The organism is Bradyrhizobium sp. CCBAU 45384 (genome assembly GCF_028128665.1).
GTDB classification, from domain to species: Bacteria; Pseudomonadota; Alphaproteobacteria; order Rhizobiales; family Xanthobacteraceae; genus Bradyrhizobium; species Bradyrhizobium manausense.
Window position 1 is genome coordinate 51091 of the sequence record NZ_LBIZ01000102.1, and the last position, 21410, is coordinate 72500.

General features: G+C 63.2%; 17 protein-coding genes. 9 read left to right on the forward strand and 8 right to left on the reverse strand.

The window, feature by feature from the left end; translation table 11 throughout:
- Window positions 1–2: 2 nt before the first annotated feature.
- The 6 genes from XH80_RS13480 to XH80_RS13505 all read right to left on the reverse strand — a co-directional run bounded on the left by XH80_RS13480 (window position 3) and on the right by XH80_RS13505 (window position 6967).
- On the reverse strand, window positions 3–1244 hold the full coding sequence (locus tag XH80_RS13480) for an acyl-CoA dehydrogenase (protein WP_271598982.1): 1242 nt from the start codon (window positions 1242–1244) through the stop codon (window positions 3–5).
- Window positions 1245–1367: 123 nt separating this feature from the next.
- A complete protein-coding gene (locus XH80_RS13485; protein ID WP_271598983.1) occupies window positions 1368–2495 on the reverse strand; it encodes an acyl-CoA dehydrogenase family protein in 1128 nt (375 codons plus the stop codon).
- 176 nt (window positions 2496–2671) lie between these two features.
- Window positions 2672–4543 carry an AMP-binding protein gene (locus XH80_RS13490; protein ID WP_271598984.1) on the reverse strand — a complete coding sequence of 624 codons (1872 nt, stop codon included), beginning with the start codon at window positions 4541–4543 and terminating at the stop codon, window positions 2672–2674.
- A gap of 44 nt (window positions 4544–4587) precedes the next feature.
- Window positions 4588–5394, reverse strand: coding sequence for an enoyl-CoA hydratase/isomerase family protein (locus XH80_RS13495; RefSeq protein ID WP_271598985.1), 807 nt, complete (start codon window positions 5392–5394; stop codon window positions 4588–4590).
- A gap of 180 nt (window positions 5395–5574) precedes the next feature.
- Entirely contained in the window at window positions 5575–6333 is a 759-nt protein-coding gene (locus XH80_RS13500) for an SDR family NAD(P)-dependent oxidoreductase (protein ID WP_271598986.1), read from the reverse strand.
- A 55-nt stretch (window positions 6334–6388) separates the two neighbouring features.
- Entirely contained in the window at window positions 6389–6967 is a 579-nt protein-coding gene (locus XH80_RS13505) for a TetR family transcriptional regulator (RefSeq protein ID WP_245316859.1), read from the reverse strand.
- Between the two features lie 228 nt (window positions 6968–7195).
- Here XH80_RS13505 and XH80_RS13510 point away from each other — a divergent pair, with 228 nt between their 5' ends.
- Window positions 7196–8368 carry an acetyl-CoA C-acetyltransferase gene (locus tag XH80_RS13510; RefSeq protein ID WP_271598987.1) on the forward strand — a complete coding sequence of 391 codons (1173 nt, stop codon included), beginning with the start codon at window positions 7196–7198 and terminating at the stop codon, window positions 8366–8368.
- Window positions 8369–8562: 194 nt separating this feature from the next.
- Complete coding sequence (locus tag XH80_RS13515; RefSeq protein WP_271598988.1) at window positions 8563–10107, forward strand: acyl-CoA synthetase; 1545 nt, start codon at window positions 8563–8565, stop codon at window positions 10105–10107.
- Window positions 10108–10226: 119 nt separating this feature from the next.
- Here the strand turns inward: XH80_RS13515 and XH80_RS13520 are convergent, their stop codons facing one another.
- Window positions 10227–10769: a methylated-DNA--[protein]-cysteine S-methyltransferase gene (locus XH80_RS13520; RefSeq protein WP_271598989.1), complete on the reverse strand. Its 543-nt coding sequence runs from the start codon at window positions 10767–10769 to the stop codon at window positions 10227–10229.
- 138 nt (window positions 10770–10907) lie between these two features.
- On the opposite strand from XH80_RS13520, the gene XH80_RS13525 reads away from it, so the two are divergent.
- The 5 genes from XH80_RS13525 (at window position 10908) to XH80_RS13545 (ending at window position 17239) form a co-directional block, all read left to right on the forward strand.
- On the forward strand, window positions 10908–11726 hold the full coding sequence (locus XH80_RS13525; RefSeq protein ID WP_271598990.1) for an alpha/beta fold hydrolase: 819 nt from the start codon (window positions 10908–10910) through the stop codon (window positions 11724–11726).
- Between the two features lie 2 nt (window positions 11727–11728).
- Window positions 11729–12541: an alpha/beta fold hydrolase gene (locus tag XH80_RS13530; protein WP_271598991.1), complete on the forward strand. Its 813-nt coding sequence runs from the start codon at window positions 11729–11731 to the stop codon at window positions 12539–12541.
- Between the two features lie 362 nt (window positions 12542–12903).
- The gene (locus XH80_RS13535; RefSeq protein ID WP_271598992.1) at window positions 12904–13704 is read left to right on the forward strand and encodes a phytanoyl-CoA dioxygenase family protein; all 801 of its coding nucleotides are present in this window, start codon (window positions 12904–12906) and stop codon (window positions 13702–13704) included.
- A gap of 138 nt (window positions 13705–13842) precedes the next feature.
- A complete protein-coding gene (locus XH80_RS13540; RefSeq protein WP_271598993.1) occupies window positions 13843–15150 on the forward strand; it encodes an NAD(P)H-dependent oxidoreductase in 1308 nt (435 codons plus the stop codon).
- Between the two features lie 139 nt (window positions 15151–15289).
- Window positions 15290–17239, forward strand: a complete 1950-nt coding sequence (locus XH80_RS13545) for a hybrid sensor histidine kinase/response regulator (RefSeq protein ID WP_271598994.1) — start codon at window positions 15290–15292, stop codon at window positions 17237–17239.
- Between the two features lie 205 nt (window positions 17240–17444).
- Here XH80_RS13545 and XH80_RS13550 read toward each other — a convergent pair whose 3' ends face one another.
- Window positions 17445–19163 carry a sulfatase-like hydrolase/transferase gene (locus XH80_RS13550; RefSeq protein WP_271598995.1) on the reverse strand — a complete coding sequence of 573 codons (1719 nt, stop codon included), beginning with the start codon at window positions 19161–19163 and terminating at the stop codon, window positions 17445–17447.
- A gap of 292 nt (window positions 19164–19455) precedes the next feature.
- On the opposite strand from XH80_RS13550, the gene XH80_RS13555 reads away from it, so the two are divergent.
- Window positions 19456–20544 (forward strand): TRAP transporter substrate-binding protein, encoded by a 1089-nt coding sequence (locus XH80_RS13555; RefSeq protein ID WP_271598996.1) that lies wholly within the window; start codon window positions 19456–19458, stop codon window positions 20542–20544.
- A gap of 375 nt (window positions 20545–20919) precedes the next feature.
- Entirely contained in the window at window positions 20920–21252 is a 333-nt protein-coding gene (locus tag XH80_RS13560) for a hypothetical protein (protein WP_271598997.1), read from the forward strand.
- Window positions 21253–21410 lie beyond the last annotated feature (158 nt).

Consider the following 21410-nt stretch of genomic DNA (forward strand, 5'->3'; position numbering starts at 1 on the left):
ACTCATCTTCCCCTCGTCGGGATCTTGTTGAACGGCACGTCCTTGTCGACCCTGATGTCGCCGGGCAGGCCCAGCACCCGCTCGGCGATGATGTTGCGCATGATCTCGTCGGTGCCGCCTTCGACGCGCGTGCCCGGCGCGCGCAGCAACATCGCCTGGAAACGGCCGGCGAGCTCGGCATCCTCGCCGCTGACCACGCCGCTTGCGCCTTGCAGATCGAGCGCGTAGGTCGCGACGTCCTGGATCATCGAGCCCGCGACCAGCTTGCCGATGGAGTTTTCCGGCCCCGGTCGCTCACCCCGCGACAACGCGGAGATGGCGCGCATGCTGGTGTATTTCAGCCCGCTCGCCTTCACCGCCCAGTTCGCCAGCTTCGAGCGTACCGCGCGATTCTCGATGGCAGGGCCGTCGTCGAGCATCAGGCTGGAGCAATATTCGAACAGCTCCGGGAAACCGGTCGAGACGGCCGCGCCGATCGCGCTGCGCTCGTTCATCAGCGTGGTCAGCGACACGTTCCAGCCGTCGCCGACCTCGCCGAGGCGCTGGTGATCGGGGATGCGGACGTTGGTGAAATAGACCTCGTTGAAATCGGAGGCGCCGCTCGCCTGCTTGATCGGCCGCACCTCGACGCCCGGGCTCTTCATGTCCAGGAAGAACATGGTGAGGCCCTTGTGCTTGGGCACGGTGGGATCGGTACGGGTGAGCAGAATGCCATAATCGGAATAATGCGCGCCCGAGGTCCAGATCTTCTGGCCGTTGATGATCCAGTCGTCACCGTCCTTCTCGGCGCGCGTGCGCAGGCCCGCGACATCAGAGCCGCCGGCCGGTTCGGAGAACAGCTGGCACCACACTTTCTCCCCGGAGGCGAGCGGCGGCAGATACGTGCGCTTATGTTCCTCACGCGCGAACGCCATCATGGTCGGCCCGCACATGCCGTGGCCGATGATGAACATGCGGGAGAGCTGGCCGAACGGCCCTTCCTCCTGCTGCCAGATCACGCGCTCGATCGGCGATGAGCCGCGGCCGCCATATTCCTTTGGCCAATGCAGGCAGGCCCAACCCGCGTCGGCCTTCTTCTTCTGCCAAGCCTTTGCGACCTCGAGAATGTCTGCGTTCTTGAGCACGGTGCGGCCGAGCGAGGATTTGCGCAGCTCCTCCTCGTACTGCTTCGGCGCGTTGGCGCCGATCCAGGCGCGGGCGGTGGCGCGAAATTCGGCCTCCTGCGGGGTGTCGTCGAAGTTCATGTCTCTTTCTCTCTTCCGTCATTCCGGGGCGATGCGAAGCATCGAACCCGGAATCCAGAGGTTATCGACCCATCTCGAGATTCCGGGTTCGCGCTTCGCGCGCCCCGGAATGACCACAAGAATTTACGCCGCGTTCTTCCTGCGCATGCGGTCGATCAGCTGGTCTTCCCAATAGGACAGGCTGCCGAGCCCGAGCGCCATCGCGTTGGCGCGGCGGTAGTACATGTGGCAATCGAACTCCCAGGTGAAACCCATGCCGCCGTGAACCTGGATGTTGTTCTTGGCGCAATGCTGAAACGCTTGCGTCGCGCTGATGCGCGCGGCGGCGGCCGCCTCCGGCAATTCAGCCGCGTTGGTCGAGAGTGCCCAGGCGCCGTAATAGCTGTTGGAGCGCGCCAGCGTCGCCGAGACATACATGTCCGCGAGCATATGCTTGATCGCCTGGAACGAGCCGATCTGGCGGCCGAAGGCGATGCGGTCGAGCGCGTAGTCGCGGCCCATCTCGAGCGCACGGTCTGCGCCGCCGACCTGCTCGAACGCACACAGCACGGCGGCGCGGTCAAGCATCCGGGTGAGAATGCTCCACCCCTCCCCAGCCGAACCGAGCGGCTCCGCTTTGCAGTCCTTGAAAGTGATTTCCGCCTGCCCGCGGGTCGGATCGAGATTGGTGAGGCTTTTCACCTCGGCGCCGCCGTCCCTAAGATCGACCAGGAACAGCGAGATATCGCTGTCGCGCCCGCCCGAACCAGTACGCGCGGCCACCACCGCGAAGTCGGCGATCGCGCCGTCCGCGACCGGTTTCTTGACGCCGTTGAGCACGCCGTTCGCGGCCGTCAGCTTGACATTCTTCGGCGCGGGATTGCCCTTGCCCTCGAACAGCGCCAGCGTGCCGATCGCCTCGCCCGCGGCGATCGCGGGCAGCCACTTCTTCTTTTGCGCGTCGCTGCCGGCGATCAGCAGCGCTTCGGCGGCAAGATAGACGGTCGAGGAGAACGGCACCGGCGCATTGGCGCGGCCCATCTCCTCCGCGATCACGCAAAGCTCGAGATGGCCGGCGCCGGCGCCGCCGAACTCCTCGGGGATGGCGACGCCGAGAAAGCCCATCTCGGCGAGCCCCTTCCAGAGTTCCTTGTCGTACGGCGCCTTGCCATCGAGCACGACGCGCACGGCTTTGGGCGAGCATTTCTCGGCGAGGAATTTGCGCGCCTGGTCGCGGAGCTGCTTCTGGTCGTCGGAGAAATCGAAGTTCATGGCGGGCTTACCCTCGGTTATTCGTTGTCATTGAGACCGTCATTCCGGGGCGCGCCACTTGGCGCGAGCCCGGAATCCATTCTGCCGCGCGTATTGGGCCCGATGGATTCTCAGGTGCGCAATTGCGCACCATAGTTCGCGCTGCGCGCGCCCCGGGATGACGAATTCAGTCGCACTCATCGCAGCACGATCACATCCTGGTCGGGCTTGTCCGCATAAAGCCGCTCCACCAGCGCCGCGCGGCGCTCGAGGCCGGCGCGCTGGTTGATGTAGCCCTTGTCGGTAAGCTCGTTGCCGTCGATCGAAGGCGGCTCGGCCATCAGCATCGCGCGCGCAATGACGCGACTGCTGGCACCCTCGCATTCCTTGTTATGGGCCTGGAGCCCGCGCTTGAAGCATGCAATCACCTCGGGATGCTTCACCGCATCCTCGAAGCTGAGATCGGCATTGCCGACGAGCTGCCGGCAGGCATGCAGATTCGGCCAGGCAAGGAGCCCGATGAAGGCGCGATCCTGCCCCGCGACCAGCGCGTCATGCACGACAGGCGTCGCGGCAGCGATCGCGTCGGTGCGGAGCGAGCCGACATGCACGAATGTGCCGGTGGTGAGCTTGAAGTCCTCGACGACGCGACCGGCAAAGATGATGCCCTTCACCGGATCGTTGTCGTCGACGAAAATACCGGCATCGCCGATGCAGTAAAAGCCCTCTTCGTCGAACATCTTGTTCGTCAGATCAGGCTGGCCGAAATAGCCTGATGTGACGTTGACGCCACGCAGCCGCAGCTCGTATTTCGAGCCGCATGGCACCATCTTCAATTCGACGCCGGGGAACGGCAGGCCGATCAGGCCGACGCGTTCGGTGTCCCAATAGGTGCCGGTCGAGGTCGGCGAGGTCTCGGTCGAGCCCCAGCCGGTGTAGAACACGATGCGCTCGCCGGTGGTCTTCACCGCGAGCGCCTGCATGCGGTCGTAGAGATCATCAGGCAGCCGCGCGCCGCCATAGGCCATGATCGACAGGTTCTTGAAGAACGAGCGGCACAGCGCGTCGTCCTTCTCCATCGCAGCGGCGAGTGCGGCGTAGCCGGCGGGCACGTTGGCGTAATAGGTCGGCGAGATCTCGCGCAGGTTCCTGATGGTCTCTTCCAGCTGACCCGGCACTGGCCGGCCGTCGTCGATATAGAGCGTACCACCGTCGATCAGCACTGGATGGAAGGCGGCGTTGCCGCCCATCGTGTGATTCCACGGCATCCAGTCGAGCACGACCGGTAGCGGACCGCCAGGCGTGCGCGGCCGCACCTGCATCATCATCGCCGCATTGGCGCACATCATGCGTTGCGTGTTGATGACGGCCTTGGGCATGCCGGTCGAGCCCGACGTGAACAGCAGCTTGCCGATGGTGTCGGGCGTGATCTGGGCGATCGATACCTCAACGTCGCTGGTCACCGGCGTCGCGGCAAGTTCGGCAAAACTGACGCTCTTGACGCCCTCGCAGGGCCGCACCACGTGAACGACCGTGACGCCGGTTAGGTCGATCGCCTTCAGCGCCTTCTCGAAGGTCGGGCCGTCCTGCACCATCACGACAGCCGGCTTGATCAGGTCGAACAAATATTTCAGCTTGACGTGATCGTGGCTCATCAACGAGTAGGCCGGCGACACCGGCGCTGCCGGGACGCGCGCCTGCATCGCGGCTTGCGTCATCAGCGCATGCTCGATCGAATTGCCTGACAGGATCGCGACCGGGCGCCCATCGAGTTCGAGATTCAGCAGTGCCTGGGTCAGCGCATCGACGGTCCGCTTGGCTTCGCCGTAAGAGACTTTTCGCCAGTCGCGCTTCGGGCCGCCGCGCTGCGCGAGCCAGATCCGCTCGGGCGCTTCCCTTGCCCATTTTGCCAGCGAGGCCGGAAGATGCTTCTCATAGGCCTGCAACGGAATGCGCGACTTCAGCACCACCGTGCCGTCGGCGCGGCGCTCGACATCGATATCGCGTGCCAGCCACTCGACCTTGCGAAAGGCGGGCTTCGCCATCACCGCTGCCGCGCTTCCACTCATTTTGCGTCTCCCGGAATTACTGTCCTTTGCGGATCGTTCTCGTCTCAGCGCTTGATATAGACAGGCTTTCGCTTCTCAAGGAAGGCCCTGATGCCTTCCGAAAATTCCTCGGAGCGGCTGCACAGGACCTGGTTGCGGTCCTCCATCGCGATCGCCGCTTCCAGCGATCCCGCATCGACGCTCATGTTGAGACATTCCTTTGATAGCCGTAGCCCCACGGGTGACGCGGTCATCATCGCATCGATGTAGGGCTCAGCCGCGGCATCAAGCTTGTCCTCGTCGACGACCTCCGAGACAAGTCCCACCGCAAGCGCGCGCTCGGCGCCGATGAAACGTCCGGTCAGAATCAGCTCCGATGCCACGGAGACGCCGACGAGCCGCGGCAGGAAATAGCTGGTGCCGATGTCGCAGCCGCCGAGGCCAAGCTTGATGAAGGCGCAGTTCATCCGCGCGGATCTCGCCGCGATGCGGATGTCGGACGCAAGTGCCAGTGCAAAGCCGCCGCCGGCCGCCGCGCCCTGCACCAGCGAGAGGATCGGCTGTGGACAGCGCCGCATCAGCATCACGATATCGGCGATGCGCCGCTGCGAATCCAGCGACTCCGTGACACCAGGCGGCTCGTGCTGCCCGGCGCGCCGCGCCATCGCGGCCTTGAGATCGAGGCCTGCGCAGAAATTCCTGCCGGCGCCCTTCAACACGACCACGCGCGTGTCGCGGTTGCGCTGCAGTCCCTGGAAGTAAACATTGAGCGCATCAATCAGGGCAGGATCGAGCGCATTGAGACTATCAGGACGATTGAGCGTCACCCGGTCGACGCCGTCATCATGCTCGATCAGCAGCGGTTGGGACATGAGGCCTCGTACTTGCCGCGGGTCGCGGCGCCGATTGCTGCGCCCTCTCCCCTTGTGGGAGAGGGCATGTAGATCGCTAGCCGCATACTCGCTTGGGTGAGGGTCTGTCTCCGCGGATGCAAACCCCTCATCCGGCGCTTCGCGCCACCTTCTCCCACAAGGGGAGAAGGAAGAAAGTACCTACCGCGGAGCCATACGGATGGCGCCGTCGAGGCGGATGGTCTCGCCGTTGAGCATCGCGTTCTCGACGATGTGCACGGCGAGCGCGCCGTATTCCTTGGCATCGCCGAGGCGGGAGGGATGCGGCACCTGGGCGCCCAGGCTCTTGCGGGCTTCCTCGTTCAGCCCCATCAGCAGCGGCGTGAAGAACAGGCCGGGCGCAATGGTGTTGACGCGGATCTTCTGGCTGGCGAGGTCGCGCGCGGCAGGCAAAGTCAAACCGACAACCCCGCCCTTCGAGGCCGAATAGGCGATCTGACCGATCTGGCCTTCATAGGCGGCCACCGACGCCGTATTGATGATGACCCCGCGCTCTTCACCGATGGGCTCGATCGTGACGAGACGCTCGGCGAACAGACGCAGGCAGTTGAATGTGCCGATCAGGTTGACGTTGATGATACGCGCGAACTTTTCCAGCGGGTAGACGCCGTCGCGGCCGACGATGCGCTGTGAACCGCCGATGCCGGCGCAGTTCATCAGCACGCGGGCGACACCATGCGCGGCTTCCGCCTTCGCGATCGCCGCCTTGATCTGCTCCTCGCTGGTGACGTCGGCATGAAGCGCGACGCCCTTCACTTCCGCAGCGACCTTCTCGGCGTTCTCCTTGTTCTGGTCGATCACGCCGATCTTGGCGCCCTTGGCCGCCATGGCGCGGGCCGTGGCTTCGCCGAGACCCGAACCACCCCCGGTGATGAGAATGGCTACGTCTTTCAATTCCATCGCAATCTACCTTTCCTTGGGCGTTCCTTCTCTAGACTTGAAAGTTTCGACCGGATTATCCGGCAGCTGCAGCTTCCCCGGCTTGTGTGAGGATGCCGCCGCAGATCAGCGTTTCCATGTGCTTGATGTATTGCCGGCAGACTTCCTCGGTGACCGGGCCGACGCCGGTCGCGCGAGACATCGCGTGCCGGCCGAAGAACAGGTGATCGCAGGCGCCGATCAGGCTGGTGTAGAACAGCACCGGGTCGGTCTGACGAAACTCGCCGCGGCTGACGCCTTCAGCGAGCAGCCGGCGGTGAAAGTCGAGCAATGGCGCGACGAAAAACTTCGACACTTCGTCGGCAGAGCCCGCCTCGCTCTCATGCAGGAGATAGTGAATCAGCCGGTTCATGTAGGGGAACCGGTGATAGGCGCGGATGATGCCGGCGATGTGCAGCTTCAGCTTCGCCGTCGCGGTGATCGGCTGCGCCAGAAGGTATTCGAGGTTGGACATTTCGGTCGCGGCATCGCGCGCGAGCAGCGCCAGCAGCAGGCCGTCCTTGTTGCCGAAATGATATTTGACCAGCGCGGCGTTGGCGCCGGATTTCTGGGCTATGTCGGACAGCGAGATCTCGATCGACGAGCGTTCGATCATCAGCTCGCTCGCGGCCACGAGCAATTTCTCTGCCGTGGAATTCTTACCGCTCGGGAGCCTGTTCGGTACGCTGGTAGCCACGGAGATCCCTGTTTGGCCGCTGGAGCGGGCCGCAGATAAGCCCAAGCAGCGCCGCCCCACAAGAGTTAATTGATCGATTGACTAAATCATAGCCCACCCCTTAAAACCCCCACAACCCAATTCAGAACAATCCTGGGAGAGACCGAAATGGCCGAGGCATACATCGTCGCCGCTGCGCGGACCGCCGGCGGGCGCAAGGGGGGCCGCCTCGCCGGCTGGCATCCGGCCGATCTGGCCGCGAAGGTGCTGGACGAGCTGGTCGATCGCACCAAGGTTGATCCGGCCCTGGTCGAGGACGTGATCATGGGCTGCGTGATGCAGGTCGGCGAGCAGTCCAACAACGTCGCGCGCAACGCGATCATGGCCTCGAAGCTGCCGGAGAGCGTGCCCGGCACCTCGATCGACCGCCAATGCGGCTCCTCGCAGCAGGCATTGCACTTCGCCGCGCAAGCCGTGATGTCCGGCACGATGGACGTGGTGATCGCGGCCGGCGTGGAATCGATGACGCGCGTGCCGATGGGCCTGTCGTCACAGCTCCCGGCCAAGAACGGCTTTGGCAATTACAAGAGCCCCGGCATCGAGAAGAGATATCCGAACATCGTGTTCAGCCAGTTCACGGGCGCCGAGATGATGGCCGAGAAGTACGGCCTGTCGAAGGATGATCTCGACGAATATTCGTTCCAGAGCCATCAGCGCGCGATCGCAGCGACGCAAGCCGGCCACTTCAAGAAGGAGATTGTGCCGCTCGAGATCGTCAGAGCCGACGGCTCCAAGGATACCCACCACATCGACGAGGGCATCCGCTTCGATGCCACGCTCGAGGGCATCAAGGGCGTCAAGTTGATCGCCGAGAACGGTAAGCTCACCGCAGCCAGCGCCAGCCAGATCTGCGACGGCGCCTCCGGCGTCATGGTGGTGAACGAGCGCGGCCTCAAGCAGCTCGGCGTCAAGCCGCTCGCACGCATCCACCACATGACCATGACCGGCGGCGATCCCGTCATCATGCTCGATGCGCCCCTGCACGCCACCAGGAAGGCGCTGGATAAGGCCGGCATGACGATCGACGACATCGACCTGTTCGAGGTCAACGAGGCCTTCGCCTCGGTGCCGACAGGCTGGCTGAAGACCACCGGCGCTGATCCCGCCCGCCTCAACGTCAACGGCGGCGCCATCGCGCTCGGCCATCCGCTCGGCGGCTCCGGCACCAAGCTGATGACGACGCTGGTTCACGCCCTGCACCAGCGCGGCAAGCGCTATGGTCTGCAGACCATGTGCGAAGGCGGCGGCATGGCGAATGTGACGATTGTGGAGCGGCTGTAGGCCGAGGCGTCGCTACACAAACGGTGTCGTCCCGGACAAGCGCGCCATAAGCGCGCGCCGATCCGGGACCCATAGCCACAGGAGTCCGTGGTTATGCAACGCGGGAGCTACATCTCGTTTCAACAATGGGGGCCTGTGGTTATGGATCCCGGCCTTCGCCGGGATGACACCCTTGGTTTTGCGAGACCAACTTCATGACTCACCCCTCCATCTACGCGCGTATCACGCCAAACAAGATCGCCTACCAGATGGCCGGGACCGGCAAGGCGATTACCTATCGCGAACTCGACGAGCTCTCGAACCAGGGCGCGCAGCTGTTCCGCTCGCTGGGGCTGAAGGCCGGCGATCACATCGCGTTGCTGATGGAAAACCGCCTCGCCTTCATGGAGATCTGCTGGGCGGCGCAACGCAGCGGGCTCTATTACACCGCGATCAGCCGCTATCTGAAGCAGGACGAGATCGACTACATCATCGGCGATTGCGGCGCCAAGGTCGTGATCACCACGCCGAAATGCGCCGAGCAGATCAAGGACCTGATCAAGGGCAAGCCGGGCGAGCCCATCTTCTACATGGTCGACGAACCGCTGCCCGGCTTCCGCTCCTACGACAAGGAAGCTTCAGCGCAGCCGATCACGCCGATCGCGGACGAGGTCGCCGGTTACGACATGCTGTATTCATCGGGTACGACGGGTCGACCCAAGGGAATCAAGAAAGCCTTCGAGGGTAACAAGATCGACGTGCCGAACGCGTTCCTGCGGGTGCTCTGCGCCGACATGTGCGGCATGAACGCCGAGAGCACCTATCTGTCGCCGGCGCCGCTCTATCATGCAGCTCCGCTGCGCTTCAACATGATGGCGATCGTGCTCGGCGGCACCTCGATCATCATGGAACATTTCGACGCCGAGGACTTTTTGAAGCTCGTCGAGAAATACAAGGTCACGCAATCGCAGCTGGTGCCGACCATGTTCGTGCGCATGCTGAAGCTGCCGGATGAGGTCCGCACCAAGTACAATGTCTCGACCTTGAAGGGCGCGATCCACGCCGCCGCACCCTGCCCGGTCGACGTCAAAGCAAGAATGATCGAGTGGTGGGGGCCGATCCTGATCGAGTATTACGCGGGCTCGGAAGGCAACGGCGTCACCGTCTGCAATTCGCAGCAATGGCTGGAGCATCGCGGCAGCGTCGGCCGCGCCGTGGTCGGCAAGATCAAGATCCTGGACGAGAACGACGAGGAACAGCCGGTCGGCGAGATCGGCACGGTCTATTTTGCCGATGCGCCTGTTTTCACCTATCACAATGATCCAGAGAAGACGAGGAAGGCCTACAACGCCAAGGGCTGGTCGACGCTCGGCGATGTCGGTTATCTCGACAAGGACGGCTTCCTCTATCTCACCGATCGCAAGTCCTACATGATCATCTCGGGCGGGGTGAACATCTACCCGCAGGAGACCGAGGATGTGCTGATCACCCATCCCGAGGTTGCCGACGTCGCCGTGTTCGGCGTACCGAACGAGGAGATGGGCGAAGAGGTCAAGGCCGTGGTGCAGCCGCACGACATGAAGCGCGCCGGCAAGGCGCTCGAGGCGGATCTGATCGCCTATTGCAAGACCCGCCTCTCCGCCATCAAGTGCCCGCGCTCGATCGATTTCGAAGCCGAGCTGCCGCGCACGCCCACAGGCAAGCTCGTGAAACGGCATCTACGCGACCGGTATTGGCCGAAGACGGTGGCGAAGATTTAGCGCGGGATCTTTTTGGGTGGGCAAAGGCGCAAAGCGCCGTGCCCACCATCTCTCCCGACTATGACCGACTGGTAGGCACGCTTCGCTTTGCCCACCCTACGATTCCAGCGCAAGCAGCCTCAATCAAACAGGCTCGGCGTGTGGTTTACCAGCGCGCCTTCGATCTCGAGCATCTTCAGCTTCGTCACCACGCCGCCATTTGCCGAGAATCCGCCGGGCTTGTTGCCGGCCGCGAGCACGCGATGGCAGGGCACGACGATCGGGCACGGATTGCGGCCGAGCGCCTGGCCGACGTCGCGCGACAGCTGCACGCCGCCCAATTGCTTGGCGATGTCGCCATAGGTGATGGTCTTGCCGGGCGGGATGGCGCGGGCGATCTCGTAGACGCCGCGGTTGAACTCGGGCACGCCGTCGAGATCGAGCTCGATATCGGTGAGGTCGTCGTGCTCGCCCGCGAGCAGTTTTGTCATGCGGTCGATGGCGTGCTGCACCTCAGGCGTCGGCTCGGCTTCGGTGGCGTCGGCATGGCGCTGGCTGATGCGGGTGCGGATCTTCTGCTCGCCGCCCATCGGCAGCTGCGTGCCGTTGATGCCGCGCGGGCCCCAGGCGATGGCGCAGAGGCCGATCCTGGTGTCGAACAGGGCAAAATGCTGGTCGGTCATGACTTGGTTCCTGAGCTTGCGTCCTTCTCGCATGCCCCCATTGTGTTCTCGGCCTAAATCTAGGCTTGGAAATAGTTGCGATCCACCCGGTTTCCGGGAATCTTGCACAGGAGTTCCGCCCTCTTTCGCGAGCCCCCAATGCAAAGCCTGCACGTCAACGGTTACGACATGCCCTATCTCGACGTGGGCGAAGACAAGGGCAAGCCGCCGCTGGTCTGCGTGCATGGCTCGCTCTCCGACTTCCGCGTCTGGGGCTGCGTGCTCGGCCCGCTGACGCAGCGGCATCGGATGATCGTCCCCAGCCTGAGGCACTTCTTCCCGGCAAAGTGGGATGGCGTCGGCGACACCTATTCGATTGCCCAGCATGTCAGTGATGTCATCGGCTTCATCGAGAAGCTGGACCTCGGTCCGGTCGATCTGATGGGCCATTCCCGCGGCGGCCACATCTGCTTCCGCGTCGCGCAGCAGCGACCCGATCTGCTGCGGCGACTGGTGCTGGCCGAGCCTGGCGGCGAGCTCGATGCAAGCCTCGATCCAGACTATGCCGGCGGGCCTTCGCCGCTGCTGGCGCGCTTCACGGCCTCGGCCGAGAAGATCGCGGCCGGCGATGTCGATGGCGGGCTTGCGGTGTTCGTCGACACGCTGGAAGGGCCCGGCACCGGGCCGCGATTGCCGGCGATGGTGAAGCAGAATCTGCGTGACAATGCGTATACGCTGATCGGCCAGGTCCGCGACAACCGGCCTCCATTCTCGAAGGCGGATGCTGAATCCATCAAAATGCCGACGCTGTTCATCCTGGGCGCGCGGACCAAGGGCCTGCTGCCGAAGGTGCTGCACGCGCTCGCGGCGCATGTGCCCTATTCGAAGACGGCGATCATCCCGAACGCGACGCATCCGATGTTCGAGCAGGCACCGCAGAAATATTCCGAAGTGGTCCTGGACTTCCTGGCGAGCTGATCATGCAGAGCTTACGCGTCAACGGTTACGACATGGCCTATCTCGAAGTTGGCGAGGGCCCCCCGCTGGTCTGCGTGCACGGCACGCTCGGGGATTTCCGCACCTGGTATTCGGTGCTCGGCCCGCTGTCGAAAAATCATCGTGTGATCGCCGTCAGCCTGCGGCATTTCTTTCCTGAACATTGGGATGCCGTCGGTGACGACTACAAGATGGCGCAGCACGTCTCTGACGTGATGGCCTTCATCGAGCAGGTCAAGCCGGGCCCGGTCGACCTGATGGGCCATTCGCGCGGCGGGCACATCGCGTTTCGCCTCGCACAGGCGCGGCCTGATCTGTTGCGCAAACTGGTGCTGGCCGAGCCGGGCGGCGATCTCGACGCCAGCCTGCCGCTGCCGGAAGGCACGCGGGCGTATCCACCGCTCGCGGCCAAGACGACGCGTTCGGTCGAGATGATCCGCGCCGGCGACATCGAAGGCGCGCTGCAAAACTTCTATGAGGGTATCGAAGGCGACGGCTCGTGGCGGCGCGTACCGGCGGCGGCAAAGCAGCAATTGCGCGACAACACGCTGACCTTCCTCGGCCAGATCAACGAGCAGCGCCGGCCCTACACGCGCAGCGATGCGCAGGCGATCAGGACGCCGACGCTGTTGATCGGCGGCGGCGCAACGACGGGAAGTCTGTCGGTGATATGGCGCGTGCTGGCGGAGCACATCGCGGGCGCCAAGACGGCGGTGATCCCGAATGCCGGACACTGGATGTTCGAGCAGGCACCGCTGGAGTTCTGCGAAGTGGTGGATCGGTTTTTGGCGGAGTAGCGTCCGGCTCTGTCCCACAACTTCGAAAACAACCCCATGCACAGTAGGCCGCATCAATAAAATCAAAGGCTTACGCAGCCAAAACCGCCAATCATTGACGGCCTTCCCTCCGGCGATATCGTTGAATACGGAATTCCGTATTAGATGCGGCCGAACGCGCCGCGCTCGCGCATGCGCAGACGGCGGGACGGATGACTGAGGAGAGATTGAGGGCGACGGACGAGGTGGCGGCGTAGCGGCAAGCGCGCCGTCATTCCGGGCGCGCGATAGCGCGACCCGGAATCTCGAGGTTCCGGGTTCGATGCTGCGCATCGCCCCGGAACGACGAACAAAAACAAAATCGACAAAACAGGAGAAGACCCATGAAACTGTCCCAGGAGCAATTGGAGTTCTTCCACCGCGAGGGCTGGCTGTTTCTGCCCGAACTATTCAGCCAGGAAGAGGTCGATCTCCTGGCGCGCGAGGCGGTCGGCATTTACGACGCCAACCGGCCCGAGGTCTGGCGCGAAAAGAGCGGCGCGCCACGCACGGCGTTTGCCGCGCATCTCTACAACGAGGCGTTCCGCATCCTGGCTCAGCATCCGCGCATGATCGAGCCGGTCGAGCAGGTGTTCGGCGAGCCTGTCTACATGCACCAGTTCAAGATCAACGCGAAATCGGCCTTCACCGGCGACGTCTGGCAGTGGCACCAGGATTACGGCACCTGGAAGCGCGACGACGGCATGCCGGAGCCGCGCGCGATGAACATTGCGATCTTCCTCGACGAGGTGATGCCGATCAACGGCCCCTTGATGCTGGTGCCACGCAGCCAGAATGCCGGCGATCTCGAGGCTTCGCACGACCTCGCCACGACGTCGTACCCGCTGTGGACGCTAGACGAGGACACGGTGACGCGCCTCGTCAAGCAGGGCGGCATTGTCGCGCCGACCGGCAAGCCCGGCGGCATGCTGATGTTCCACGGCAATCTGGTGCACGGCTCGAGCGGCAACATCACGCCCTACCCGCGCAAGATCGTGTACCTGACCCTGAACGCGGTCTCGAACTACATCCGTAACCCGACGCGACCCGAGTATATCGCCCATCGCGATTTCACGCCGATCAAGACGGTGGATGATGATGCGCTGGTGCGGCTGGCGCGGGCACCACGGCAGGCGGCGGAGTAATCTGTCATTCCGGGGCGATGCGCAGCATCGAGCCCGGAATCCATTTATCCGCCGCCTCTGCGGCCCGATGGATTCCGGGCTCGCGCTTCGCGTGACCCGGAATGACGAGCTTTGGTTGTTGTACGCAGGACATTCCCCATGAACCTCTTCCGCATGCTCCAGGCCCGCGCGTCCGCCGGCAAGCCTGTCCGTGTCGCGCTGATCGGCGCCGGCAAATTCGGCTCGATGTTTCTGGCGCAGGTGCCGCACACGCCGGGACTGGAGGTGCCTGTTATCGTCGACATCGACCGCGAGCGCGCGCGCGAGGCGTGCCGCACTGTCGGCTGGAGCGCCGAGCGGATCGCCGCAACCGTTTTCACCGATGACGGCGCGCGTGCGATTGCCGGCGGCGCGATGGAGGTGGTGGTGGAGGCGACCGGCAATCCGGCCGTCGGCATCCGCCATGCGCGCGCCGCGATCGCGGCGGGCAAGCATATCGTGATGGTCAATGTCGAAGCGGACGTGCTCGCCGGCCCGCTGCTTGCCGAGGAGGCGCGCAAGGCGGGCGTGGTCTATTCGCTCGCTTATGGTGACCAGCCGGCGCTGACGGCGGAGATGGTCGACTGGGCCCGCGCCACGGGTTTTCGCGTCGTCGCCGCCGGCAAGGGCACGAAATATCTGCCCGCCTATCACGACGTGACACCTGACGGCGTCTGGCAGCATTATGGTCTCACCGCCGGCGAAGCCCAGTCGGCCGGCATGAACCCGCAGATGTTCAACTCCTTCCTCGACGGCACCAAATCGGCGATCGAGATGGCCGCGATTGCCAATGCCTGCGCCCTCGACGTGCCCTCGGAGGGACTTCTGTTTCCGCCCTGCGGCGTCGACGATTTGCCGCACATCATGCGGCCGCGGTCGCGCGGCGGCGTGCTGGAACGGTCGGGCGTCGTCGAAGTCGTCTCGTCGCTGGAGCGCGACGGCCGGCCGGTGTTTCGCGATCTGCGCTGGGGCGTCTATGTCGTGCTGGAGGCGCCGAATGATTACGCCGCCGACTGTTTCAAGCAATATGGCCTGAAGACCGATTCCAGCGGACGCTTTGCGGCGATGTACAAGCCCTACCATCTGATCGGGCTCGAGCTGAACATCTCGGTGCTGGCGGCGGCGCTGCGGGACGAGCCGACCGGGCAGCCTTTCGGCTTCCGCGGCGATGTCGCCTCCGTGGCCAAGCGCAATTTGCGCGCCGGCGAGATGCTCGACGGCGAAGGCGGCTACACCGTGTGGGGCAGACTGGTGCCGGCGGCCGCGAGCCTCAAGGCAGGCGCCCTGCCGATTGGCCTCGCCCATCGTCTCAAGCTGAAGCACGACGTCGCCCATGGCGAGATCGTGCGCTGGAGCGACGTCGAGTTCGACGCCAATAGCGAGGCGATCAAGACACGGAAGGCGATGGAGGCGACGTTCGCGGCATAGGGATGCGGATCCGATGGCGCTCGGCTGAAGCTCACAAACGAGTTCTTCCGAGCGATCCAACCAGCCGGATCGCTGGTTGCGCGGGAACCTCTCATGTGGTTGCGAATTACCCCCGTTCCGCCTCCTGAGTTCTCGTTGAATGAAAACAACCGCCGCCGCGGATCCTCAAAGCCTTGAGTTGCTGATCAACGGGATCATCGACTACGCCATCTTCATGCTGGATACCGACGGCCGTGTCAGGACCTGGAACAGGGGCGCTGAACGCCTCAAGGGCTATGCCGCCGATGAGATCATCGGGAAGCCTTTTTCGACCTTTTACACGCCTGAAGATCGGCAGAAGGGTTTACCCACCAAGGCGCTGGCAACTGCCGCGGAGACGGGACGCTTTGCCACTGAAGGCTGGCGCGTCAGAAAAGATGGCAGCCGCTTCTGGGCGCTCGTCGTTCTTGACGCCATCCGTGACGAGGAAGGCGGTCTGATCGGGTTCGCGAAGGTGACGAGAGACATCACCGAGCGGCAGCAGGCCCATAACGACCTGCTGGAAAGCGAACGACGATATCGCCGGCTCGTTGAAGCCGTCGTCGACTACGCGATTTTTCAACTCGATCCCTCCGGACATGTCGCGACCTGGAATCCCGGAGCCGAGCGCATCAAGGGTTATCGGCCGGAGGAGATCATCGGCCGGCATTTCAGCACCTTCTACACGCCCGAGGATCTTGAAAAGGAGGTGCCAAAACTGGCGCTGAAGGAGGCCGCGGAAAATGGGCGGTTCGAAGCCGAGGGCTGGCGCTTGCGCAAGGACGGCACGCGCTTCTGGGCCTCGGTCGTCATCGACAGGATTACCGACGAGAGCGGCACGATCGTCGGCTTTGCGAAAGTCACGCGTGATCTCACCGAGCGGAAGCAAACCCAGGACGAGCTTCACCGGGTCCAGGAGCAACTCGTTGCATCCCAGAAGCTCGAAGCGGTCGGACAGCTCAGCGGAGGCATCGCGCATGACTTCAACAATCTTCTGATGATCGTGCTGGGAAACCTCGAGAATGCAGAGCGCAACAGCCGCAATGTCGGAACACCGAATCTCCATCGCGCGCTGGCAAACGCGAAGCGTGGCGCTCAACGGGCGGCGGCGCTGACGTCTCGGTTGCTCGCCTTCTCGCGCCGTCAGGCGCTCGACCCCAAGCCGATCAACCTGAACGGCTTCCTGAGTGGCCTGCAGGAGTTCCTTCAGCGCACTTTGGGTGAACGCATCGAAGTGCAGACGGTGGGCGGCGCCGGCCTTTGGCAGATCGAAGCGGATGTGAACCATCTGGAATCGTCGATCGTCAACCTTGCGATCAATGCCCGTGATGCGATGCCTGACGGCGGGAAGCTGACCATCGAGGCGGCCAATGTCTCCGCCGACGAAGACTATTCGCGTGCCAACCCGGAGCTCGCAGCCGGCCAATATGTCGTCATCAGCGTGAGTGATACCGGCTCCGGCATGACGCCGGAGGTCCTGAATCATGCATTCGAGCCGTTTTTTACCACCAAGGAGCCTGGGCAGGGGACCGGCCTTGGACTGAGCCAGGTTTATGGTTTCGTCAAACAATCCGGCGGACATGTGAAGATCTACAGCGAGGTCGGGGAAGGTACGAGCATCAAGATGTATTTCCCGCGTTACGCGGGCAGTGCACAGCCCAGTTCCGAGCCTGCGGACGAGTTCGTAGCGGAAGGCATCGCTGTAGAGACCATTCTCGTCGTCGAAGACGATACCGATCTCAGGACCTACGTTTCGGACGTCCTGCGGGATCTCAATTATCGGGTTTTGTCTGCCAGCAGCGCGCAGGCCGCTTTGACCATTTTGTTGCAGGAAGATCAGCAGGTCGATCTGCTTCTGACCGATGTCGTCATGCCCGGCACCAACGGTCGCGATCTGGGACGGCGCGCGCAGCAGATCAGGCCCAAACTCAAGATTCTCTACATGACAGGTTACTCGCGCAACGCCGTCGTTCACCAGGGGAGGCTCGACGAGGGCGTGGAACTGCTGGAAAAGCCCGTCACTCAGGCAAGGCTGGCGCTGAAGATTCGCGAGCTTTTGGATCGAAGGTGAAACGGCGGCAAAGCCTGATGGAATGAGCTCGATCAGTGCACCGACGAAGGTGCATTCCCAGCACAAGGGCAGGGCTATCGCACGTGGTTGCACGATGCGGCGGCATCGGCACTGGGCTCCCTCTCCCGCAAGCTTGCGGGAGAGGCGGAGCAAGCCCGCAGACAGTCGCCATTGTGTCTGGCAGAGCGCTGGCAGAGCGGCAAGCTCAACGAGCTTGGCTGGCCCTTGGCATCAGGTCTATGAGGCCCAGATCCACGAGCGTGCGATGGAAACGGCGTTTCCGTTCGGAGCTTGAGGCGAAGTAGGCTTCCCGGCAATCATCCATCAAGCTCGCACGGGTGGCGAAGACCGGATCAAGCGCAAGGCCCGCCCGTTGCAACGCGACAGTACCAAGGAAGGCGATATCGAGGTCTACGCCTGGTCCGGGGCTGAAGTGAGGGATATTGAGGGCTTCTATCGCGTAGAAGGTACGAAAAGGGCTGCGCCCATCTCCCGGCCGCTTCAGCTGTCGATCGATCTGTTTCGTCAGCACGGGTTGATGATCGCCGTAATGCACGATGAGAACAGGCCGGTCAGGGAAGCTGCTGGCCAGCCTGGCTCTGGCGGTTTGCCAGGCTGACGCGGTCTCTGCCAGTCGCGTGTAGTACTCGGCATATCCGGCATTGGGGAGGCTGGCCATGGCAAAGGCGCGTTCCCTCTCGAAATGGCCTGAGGGCACAAGCTGCCTGCTGTGCGGACCGTGATTGAAGTTGGTCAGCGCATAAAGAAATCTCGGCGTCGGGTCGTGAGCGACCCTCTTGGCATACGCAGCGATGACCGCATCCAGAAACACCGCGTCGGAATTTGTTGCCTCGAAACGCCTGAGATCGAATGGCGGGGGAAGTTCATCGACGAAGATGCGGTCGTCGATGCCGATCGAACTGTAGAATTTATCGTAGCTGAGAAATCCGCGGCGACAGCTGGATATCAATGTCGAGTGGTAGCCGAGCGAGGCCAACGAACGCGGCAGGCTGCTATGAAAGCGGCCGGCGCCCTTCTTGAAGAGATAGTAGGCGCTTGAACCGAAGCTGGCACTTGAGAGGCCGGTCAGCAGGCTGAATTCGGATTGCCACGACCCTCCGCCGAAGATGTCGACGTTCAGGCCGCCAAATTCCGCATCTGGCGGGGACAGGAAGGCTTCGACTGTTGGATCGACCGGAAGGCCGAAAATGCGCGGGTCGAAGACGGACTCGTGCTGGATGACGATAATGTCGGGAGAACAGGCGGAGCGCGCCGGCATGGCCTCCCGCAAGGGCAGTGGTTCGTTGGCGATATCGCTCAGCGCCAGCGCACCGAACTGCCGCCAGCAAGCAGGGTCGACCAGCGAGGCCATGAAGGTTGAGTAGAAGCACCGCCCTTGCGTCAGAGTGAGCCGCAAAGACGTAACGCCCTTTGACGCGGAAGCCTTGGCAAAGCCGATGAGCGCAAGCAGGAGCAAGAGAACGCGAGGCGTGACGGGAATGGGAGAACCCGCGCCGTAGAGCAGAACCGCGCTTGAGGCGAACGCGAACAGCGCGCCTGCTGCCAGAACACCCAGCATCATGCGTGGGTATTGCAGGACAAAAAACGGGACCGTGCCCGCAAACGCCAGGGGCAGATCGGAAACGGTCAGCTTGAGCGCGCTGTGGTCGAATTTGACTGAGGATATGCCTGATATCGCCACGGCCAGCAGGCCGGACAGCAGGATCGCTCGCTCGACGTCGGCAACAAAAGCCAGCAGCAGGGCTGCATTGAAGAGAAGAGCTGCGACCGCAAACGGCAGATGTTCAACGCTCCGTTCGGTCAGCGCAACGGCGGCAATGACTGCTCCGAGAATGAAAATCAAAATCATGGATTGAGGATGCCCCGAGCTCTTGAATTTTGCAATTTGGGAGCTCGGATTCATCCGGGCATCATCTGGCGTTCTTCAAGGCAGCCGCCTCTCTTCCCTGGCCCTGGCAGTGAACACCCGCAAAACCACGGAAGCGGCGTTCGCAGCGCAGCATTGACGGGCGCCGGCAAAACGGGGGATCGCCGGGGCGACCAAAGTGCGCTTGATTTGCAGGTTTGCTTTGGTCATCCTGACCACGATCCGGAATTCTGAATTTCGGACACACGTCGGCCGCCGGCGAAGAGCAAAGCGACGACAAGATCGCGATCCCTCGTCGAGCTCTCGACACCACAGAGAGGGGACACGCATGGAACGTCGTAAATTCCTGACGGCAGGCGGATTGGGCCTGGCCGCGAGTGTGGTCGCTGCGCCGGCGATCGCGCAATCGATGCCGGAGGTGCGATGGCGGCTCGCCGCGAGCTGGCCGAAGGCACTCGATACGCTTTATGGCGGCTGCGAATATTTCTGCAAGCGCGTCGCCGAGATCACCGACAACCGCTTCCAGATCCAGCCCTTCGCGGCCGGTGAGATCGTCCCGGGCCTGCAGGTGCTCGACGCGGTCTCGAACGGCACGGTCGAGATCGGCAACACCGCGCTGTACTATTACTGGGGCAAGAACCCCGCCTTCACCTTCGGCACGGCGCTGCCGTTCGGGCTGAACACGCGCCAGCACATTTCCTGGCTGCAATGGGGCGGCGGCCAGGACCTGGTCAACGATCTGCTCAAGGAGCACAACATCATCGGCATCCCGACCGGATCGACCGGCGCCCAGATGGGCGGCTGGTTCCGGAAGGAGATCAAGTCGATGGCGGACCTGCAAGGACTGAAATTCCGGGTCGGCGGCTTTGCCGGCACCATCATCGCCAAGGTCGGCGGCGTGCCGCAGCAGATTGCCGGCGGCGACATCTATCCGGCGCTGGAGAAGGGCACGATCGACGCCGCCGAATGGGTCGGCCCCTATGACGACGAGAAGCTCGGCTTCGTGAAGGTCGCCAAGTTCTACTATTATCCCGGCTGGTGGGAGGGCACCGGTCAGGGCCACAACATCATGAATCTCGACAAGTGGAACGCGCTGCCGAAGCACTATCGGGCCGCGGTCGAGAGCGCCTCGCGTGACACCTTCACCTGGGTGACCGGCAAGTACGATGCCGTCAATCCGCCCGCGCTCAAGCGGCTGCTGGTGGCCGGCGCGATCCTGAAGCCGTTCCCGCAGGATGTGCTGGAGGGATGCTACAGCGCGGCCGGCGAGATCTACGCCGATCTCGCCAAGAGCAATCCGCATTTCGGCAAGATGTATGCGAGCCTGTCGGCCTATCGCAACGAATCGCTGGCCTGGATGCAGGTGGCAGAGCTGAGCTTCGACAGTTTCATGATGCGGATGCGGACGAGAACATAGTTGCCGGCGCGCTGCGAGCGATCAAATGACGAAAGCCCCGGAGATGTCTCCGGGGCTTTTTGTCTTTGCGGCGGCGGTGTCATCGCCCGGCTCGACCGGGCGATCAGAGGGCTGCGGTGGGTGTGCGCGCACTAGACGCACCACAATCCTCAATTCTGATCGTCGCCCAGTTTCGTAGGGTGGGCAAAGCGAAGCGTGCCCACGGCTTGTTTTTCGGAACGAAAGAGATCGTGGGCACGGCGCTGTCGCGCCTTTGCCCACCCTACGGCACTGACGGTGTCGTCGCCCGGCTTTTGCGGGCGATCCAGGAGTCCAGAGGCCTGCGTTGGAGAGCTCGCTCTCACCAAGTCCGCCACGGCGTACTGGAGCCGGGGCATGACAGCGATGGTTGTGGCGCGCAACACACCACAATCCTCAATTCTGATCGTCGCCCAGTTTCGTAGGGTGGGCAAAGCGAAGCGTGCCCACGGCTTTTTCTTCGGAACGAAAGAGATCGTGGGCACGGCGCCGTCGCGCCTTTGCCCACCCTACGGCATTGACGGTGTCGTCGCCCGGCTTTCGCGGGCGATCCAGGAGTCCAGAGGGCTGCGTTGGAGAGCTCGCTCTCACCACGTCCGCCACGACGTACTGGAGCCGGGGCATGACAGCGATGGTTGTGGCGCGCAACACACCACAATCCTCAATTCTGATCGTCGCCCAGTTTCGTAGGGTGGGCAAAGCGAAGCGTGCCCACGGCTTTTTCTTCGGAACGAAAGAGATCGTGGGCACGGCGCCGTCGCGCCTTTGCCCACCCTACGGCACTGACGGTGTCGTCGCCCGGCTTTCGCGGGCGATCCAGGAGTCCAGAGGCCTGCGTTGGAGAGCTC

Bases quoted from the DNA above. Each gene is read 5' to 3' on its own strand.
- XH80_RS13495 (WP_271598985.1), bottom strand. From the start codon at position 5,394: ATGTCCCAACCGCTGCTGATCGAGCATGATGACGGCGTCGACCGGGTG.
- XH80_RS13560 (WP_271598997.1), top strand. From the start codon at position 20,920: ATGACAGCGATGGTTGTGGCGCGCAACACACCACAATCCTCAATTCTG.
- XH80_RS13490 (WP_271598984.1), bottom strand. From the start codon at position 4,543: ATGAGTGGAAGCGCGGCAGCGGTGATGGCGAAGCCCGCCTTTCGCAAG.
- XH80_RS13550 (WP_271598995.1), bottom strand. From the start codon at position 19,163: ATGAATCCGAGCTCCCAAATTGCAAAATTCAAGAGCTCGGGGCATCCT.
- XH80_RS13525 (WP_271598990.1), top strand. From the start codon at position 10,908: ATGCAAAGCCTGCACGTCAACGGTTACGACATGCCCTATCTCGACGTG.
- XH80_RS13510 (WP_271598987.1), top strand. From the start codon at position 7,196: ATGGCCGAGGCATACATCGTCGCCGCTGCGCGGACCGCCGGCGGGCGC.
- XH80_RS13520 (WP_271598989.1), bottom strand. From the start codon at position 10,769: ATGACCGACCAGCATTTTGCCCTGTTCGACACCAGGATCGGCCTCTGC.
- XH80_RS13485 (WP_271598983.1), bottom strand. From the start codon at position 2,495: ATGAACTTCGATTTCTCCGACGACCAGAAGCAGCTCCGCGACCAGGCG.
- XH80_RS13555 (WP_271598996.1), top strand. From the start codon at position 19,456: ATGGAACGTCGTAAATTCCTGACGGCAGGCGGATTGGGCCTGGCCGCG.
- XH80_RS13500 (WP_271598986.1), bottom strand. From the start codon at position 6,333: ATGGAATTGAAAGACGTAGCCATTCTCATCACCGGGGGTGGTTCGGGT.
- XH80_RS13535 (WP_271598992.1), top strand. From the start codon at position 12,904: ATGAAACTGTCCCAGGAGCAATTGGAGTTCTTCCACCGCGAGGGCTGG.
- XH80_RS13480 (WP_271598982.1), bottom strand. From the start codon at position 1,244: ATGAACTTCGACGACACCCCGCAGGAGGCCGAATTTCGCGCCACCGCC.
- XH80_RS13530 (WP_271598991.1), top strand. From the start codon at position 11,729: ATGCAGAGCTTACGCGTCAACGGTTACGACATGGCCTATCTCGAAGTT.
- XH80_RS13545 (WP_271598994.1), top strand. From the start codon at position 15,290: ATGAAAACAACCGCCGCCGCGGATCCTCAAAGCCTTGAGTTGCTGATC.
- XH80_RS13505 (WP_245316859.1), bottom strand. From the start codon at position 6,967: ATGATCGAACGCTCGTCGATCGAGATCTCGCTGTCCGACATAGCCCAG.
- XH80_RS13515 (WP_271598988.1), top strand. From the start codon at position 8,563: ATGACTCACCCCTCCATCTACGCGCGTATCACGCCAAACAAGATCGCC.
- XH80_RS13540 (WP_271598993.1), top strand. From the start codon at position 13,843: ATGAACCTCTTCCGCATGCTCCAGGCCCGCGCGTCCGCCGGCAAGCCT.